The sequence below is a fragment of the Isoptericola hypogeus genome (assembly GCF_039531145.1).
GTDB lineage: Bacteria > Actinomycetota > Actinomycetes > Actinomycetales > Cellulomonadaceae > Isoptericola > Isoptericola hypogeus.
This window is the reverse complement of sequence record NZ_BAAAPM010000003.1, coordinates 1,553,199-1,557,600: the sequence shown is the minus strand read 5'-3', so window position 1 is coordinate 1,557,600 and position 4,402 is coordinate 1,553,199. Positions and strand designations below refer to the sequence as shown.

At 73.3% G+C, this 4,402-nt stretch carries 4 protein-coding genes and 1 pseudogene; 4 read left to right on the top strand and 1 reads right to left on the bottom strand.

Annotated elements, in window-relative coordinates; genetic code table 11:
- Positions 1-75: 75 nt before the first annotated feature.
- Positions 76-930, top strand: coding sequence for a hypothetical protein (locus tag ABD254_RS09290; protein ID WP_344247821.1), 855 nt, complete (start codon positions 76-78; stop codon positions 928-930).
- A gap of 9 nt (positions 931-939) precedes the next feature.
- Here the strand turns inward: ABD254_RS09290 and ABD254_RS09285 are convergent, their stop codons facing one another.
- Positions 940-1,584, bottom strand: coding sequence for an MBL fold metallo-hydrolase (locus ABD254_RS09285; RefSeq protein ID WP_344247819.1), 645 nt, complete (start codon positions 1,582-1,584; stop codon positions 940-942).
- 149 nt (positions 1,585-1,733) lie between these two features.
- On the opposite strand from ABD254_RS09285, the gene ABD254_RS09280 reads away from it, so the two are divergent.
- From ABD254_RS09280 to ABD254_RS09270, 3 genes and pseudogenes are all read left to right on the top strand, one after another.
- Entirely contained in the window at positions 1,734-2,420 is a 687-nt protein-coding gene (locus ABD254_RS09280) for a GntR family transcriptional regulator (RefSeq protein WP_344247817.1), read from the top strand.
- A gap of 102 nt (positions 2,421-2,522) precedes the next feature.
- Positions 2,523-3,854 carry an MFS transporter gene (locus ABD254_RS09275; RefSeq protein ID WP_344247816.1) on the top strand — a complete coding sequence of 444 codons (1,332 nt, stop codon included), beginning with the start codon at positions 2,523-2,525 and terminating at the stop codon, positions 3,852-3,854.
- A pseudogene (locus ABD254_RS09270) lies at positions 3,851-4,402 on the top strand (ornithine cyclodeaminase family protein); the annotation flags it as partial. The gene ABD254_RS09275 and the pseudogene ABD254_RS09270, both read left to right, overlap by 4 nt.

The following is a 4,402-nucleotide window of genomic DNA, read 5'->3' as shown; positions in this document are numbered from 1 at the left end:
GGGTGCGCCGGCCGCCGGCTCGTGCCGTGAAACCCCTGGTGGGCGAGCGGCCCGCGGGCCACGATGGTGCGCATCATGGACACCGTCGTCGACACCGTCGAGATCGCGTGCGACGAGTCGGGCTTCTCCGGGACCAACCTCCTGGACCCGCGCTCGCCGGTGATCGCGCACGCGAGCGTCGACCTCGCCCAGGACGAGGCGGTCGAGCTGCTCGCCGGCCTCCGGTCGAGCCTCGGTCGCCGCGCCGTGGCGGAGCACAAGGCGCACCTGCTGCTCCGCGCGGGCCGGGGTCGCGCCGTCGAGCGCTTCCTGTCGACGCTCGACGGGCGGTCGCACGTGCACGTCCTCGACAAGCGCGGGTTCGTCGCGGCCCGGGTGCTGGAGCTGCTCGTCTTCGAACCGTCGTACGGCGACGGGACCCGGCTGGGCGTCGACCACCACGAGGCGGTGGCGGCCCTGTGGGGGCACACCGAGCTGCTCGCGGCGTTCGTCGCGATGACGCACACCAAGCACCGGCGCCACGTCGACCCCGCCTCCGTCGACCGGTTCCTCGCGGCCGTGCCCGCCGGCGTCCCGCCGCTGATCGGCCTGACGAGGGCGCACGTCGAGTCCGTACTGGTGCGGTTGCTGGCGGGCGACCCCACGGTCCCGCCGCCGCTCGAGCCGCTCGTGCCGGCCGTGGCAGAGACCGCGCTGGCGTGGAGCGCCGGGCGCCGGTCGGTCGCCGTCGTGCACGACGAGCAGAGCGCGCTCACCCCGCTGCGCATGGCCCGGCTTCGGGCGCACCTGGCCGACGCGGTGTCGCCCGCGCCTCCCCCGCTGCTCGGCGTGCGCCAGGTCGACTCCCGGCACGACGCGCGGGTGCAGGTCGCGGACCTCCTGGCCGGCGTGGCCCGGCGGGAGGCGACGCCCGCGACGATCGAGGTGTGAGCCCCGCGCTCACACGTCGATCGACGCGCCGGCAGGGAGGACGGTCAGGGCGACCTTCGAGAGCTGTTCGGGGCTGAGGAACCTCGACACCGACGCCTGGCCCAGGTCGGAGAGCATCACCTCGTGGATCTGCACGATGCGGTCCGGGTCGACCGCCCGGACGTAGTCGACCGCATCGCCGAGCTTGGTCCACGGCCCGCTGGTCGGCACCAGCAGCGTCGAGACGCGCTCGTCGGGCACCAGGTAGGCGTCGCCGGGATGGAACACCGTCCCGCCCACGAGGTAGCCCACGTTGTCCACGCGGGGGACGTCGGCGTGGATGGCCGCGTGCTGACCGCCGAATGCCGCGACCGGGAGGCCGCCGGCCGTGAAGCGGTCGCCAGGGCGCACCCGGTGCACCCGGTCGCTGTGGCCCTCGACCCATCGGTCGACGACGGTTCCCGGCCCGTACACGTGCAGGTCGTCGCGGCGCCCCAGGGCGTCGTCGAGCACCCCCACGTCGACGTGGTCGAAGTGCTCGTGGGTGACCAGCACCGCGCGGACCGACGCCACGAGCTCGGCGGCGTTCGGCGTGAACGCGCCGGGGTCGACCAGCACGGCGCCACGCTCGTCCTCCACCACCACGCAGGCGTGCGCGTACTTGGTGAGCTTCACTCTCTGCCTCCTGGATGTCGCCGGGACTGCCTCATCATCGCGCAGTCCTGACCGCCACCGAGCCGGTTCGGCCCAGCATCGTGCGCGGGAACCTCCTGGACGCGCATGGCATCCTGGCGACGACGTCAACAGCGAGCACAGGAGCACAGATGAGCACCGGGACCCGAGGCCGGCGGTCGGCCCCGATCATCGGGACCCTCGCGGACCACGGCAGCATCCGGTCGCGGGTGCTCGAGACGCTGCGCGAGGCGATGGTCGCCGGGGAGCTGGAGCCCGGCGCCGTCTACTCGGCGCCCGTCCTGGCGCAGCGGTTCGGGGTCTCGGCGACGCCCGTGCGCGAGGCGATGATGGAGCTGACGCACGAGGGTCTCGTGGAGACCATCCGGCAGCGCGGGTACCGGGTCGTCGAGCTGAGCGAGGTCGCCCTCGAGGAGATCCTGCAGATCCGCGAGCTCATCGAGGTGCCGACGGTGGGGCGGGCGGCCGCCGTCGCCACGCCCGAGCAGGTGCGTGCGCTGCGCCCGCTCGCGGACCGGATCGACTCCACGGCCGCCGCGGGCGAGCTGCAGGAGTTCGTCGCGGCCGACACGATGTTCCACACCGAGGTGCTCGCCATCGCGGGCAACGCGCGCCTGGTCGAGGAGGTGCGCCGGCTGCGGCACATGTCCCGGCTGCTCGGCCTGCACGCCCTGCACAGCGAGGGCCGGCTCGTGGCCACCCTGCGAGAGCACCACGAGCTCCTCGACCTGCTCGAGGCGCGCGACGTGACGGGCGCGGAGACGTGGATGCACCGGCACCTCGAGCACGTCCGCAGCGTCTGGTCCGGTCGGGGCTGAGGGCTCCGAGGGCCGAGAAAGTCTTGCGCGGACGATCGGTGCAATTGTACGTTGCACCACATTCGGGGCCCGTACCGTAGCGGGCCGGATGGGAGCAGGCGCGTGACCTCGCAGCAGTCCACGATCGGCAAGCCCGCCACGAACGTAAGGGTCCTCGTCGGCAGCCTCTCCGGCAGCGCGATCGAGTGGTTCGACTTCTTCCTCTACGCCACGGCCGCGGCCCTCATCTTCGACGAGCAGTTCTTCCCCAGCGACGACCCCGCGATCTCGCTGATGCTGTCCTACCTGTCGCTGTCCCTGACGTTCTTCATCCGTCCCTTCGGCGGCGTGATCTTCTCCCACATCGGCGACAGGATCGGGCGCAAGAAGACCCTCGTCATCACGCTCTCCCTCATGGGCGGCGCGACGATCGCGATCGGCCTGCTGCCGACCTACGCCCAGGTCGGCGTGCTCGCGCCCATCCTGCTGATCCTCTGCCGGATCATCCAGGGCCTCGCGATCGGCGGCGAGTGGGGCGGCGCCCTGCTGCTCGCCTACGAGTACGCGCCGGAGCACCGCCGCGGGTTCTTCGGCTCCGTGCCGCAGACCGGCGTGACGATCGGCATGCTGCTCTCGACCATCGCGTTCGCCCTGGTCAGCTCGCTCCCCGAGGACGCCTTCGCGGCCTGGGGCTGGCGCCTGCCGTTCATCGCCTCCGTCGTGCTGGTCTTCGTCGGCCTGTGGATCCGCAAGGGCCTGGCCGAGACGCCCGCCTTCCGCGAGGCGAAGGAGAGCGGCAACGTCGCGAAGCTGCCGATCAAGGACACGCTGCGCGACCACTGGCGCTCGGTGCTGGTCGCGGTCGGCGCCAAGGTCGTCGAGACCGGGCCGTTCTACATCTTCGCCACGTTCGTCGTCAGCTACGCGACCGGCACCCTCGGCATGGAGCAGTCGACCGTGCTCAACGCCGTCAGCGCCGCCGCACTCGTCAGCACGCTGGCGATCCTGTGGATGGGTACGGTCTCCGACCGGCTGGGCCGGCCCAAGGTCTTCCTCGGCGGGTCCGTGCTCATCGCCCTGTTCGCCGCGCCGTTCTTCATGCTGCTCGACCTGCGCGTCGACTGGGCCGTGTACGCCGCGGTCGTCCTCGGCCTGGGCGTCGTGTGGCCGCCGGTCACCGCGACGCTGGGCACGCTCATGTCGGAGACGTTCACGACCCGGGTCCGCTACACCGGCGTCACCCTCGGCTACCAGATCGGCGCGGCGCTCGCCGGCGGCACGGCACCGCTGCTGGCCACGTGGCTGCTCACGCGGTTCGACGGCGCCTGGTGGCCGATCGCCGCGTACGTGGGGGTGCTCGCCGCCATCGCGATCGTGGCGGTCTCCTTCTCGGGCCGTGTCGTGCGGTACGAGCGGGCGCGGATCGCCGAGCGCGAGCAGGCGGTCGCCGCATGAGCGGCCTGCCGTTCGTCGACGCCGACGAGGTCCGCCGGCGCGTCGACCCCGACCGGGCGCGCCACCTGGTCGAGCGGGCGCTCCTCGACGGCTTCGACCCCGCGGTCGACCCGGCCCGGGTGCCGGTCGATGCCGGGGCGGGGCACCTGCTGCTCATGCCGTCGGTGATCGGGGACTGGGTGGGCGTCAAGCTGGCCTCGGTCGCGCCCGGCAACCCCGCCCGCGGGCTGCCGCGCATCCAGGCGCTCTACCTCCTGCTGGACGCGGCGACCCTCACCCCGCGCGTCCTGGTCGACGGGTCGGCCCTCACCGAGCTGCGCACGCCCGCCACGTCCGCGGTCGCCGGGGACCGCCTCGCCGCGCCCGACGCGCGGCGGCTGGTCGTCTTCGGCTCCGGGCCGCAGGCGGTCGAGCACGCGGTGGCGATGTCCGCGATCCGCGACCTCGACGACGTCGCGCTCGTCGGCCGGACCCCGGAACGTCTCGCGACCGCGGTCGCCGCCCTGCGGGACCGCGGCCTCGGCGCGCGCGCCGACGGCGTCGACGCC

What these genes read in the sequence shown, in the direction of transcription:
- ABD254_RS09290 (WP_344247821.1), top strand. Translation starts at nt 76, where the DNA reads ATGGACACCGTCGTCGACACCGTCGAGATCGCGTGCGACGAGTCGGGC.
- ABD254_RS09280 (WP_344247817.1), top strand. Translation starts at nt 1,734, where the DNA reads ATGAGCACCGGGACCCGAGGCCGGCGGTCGGCCCCGATCATCGGGACC.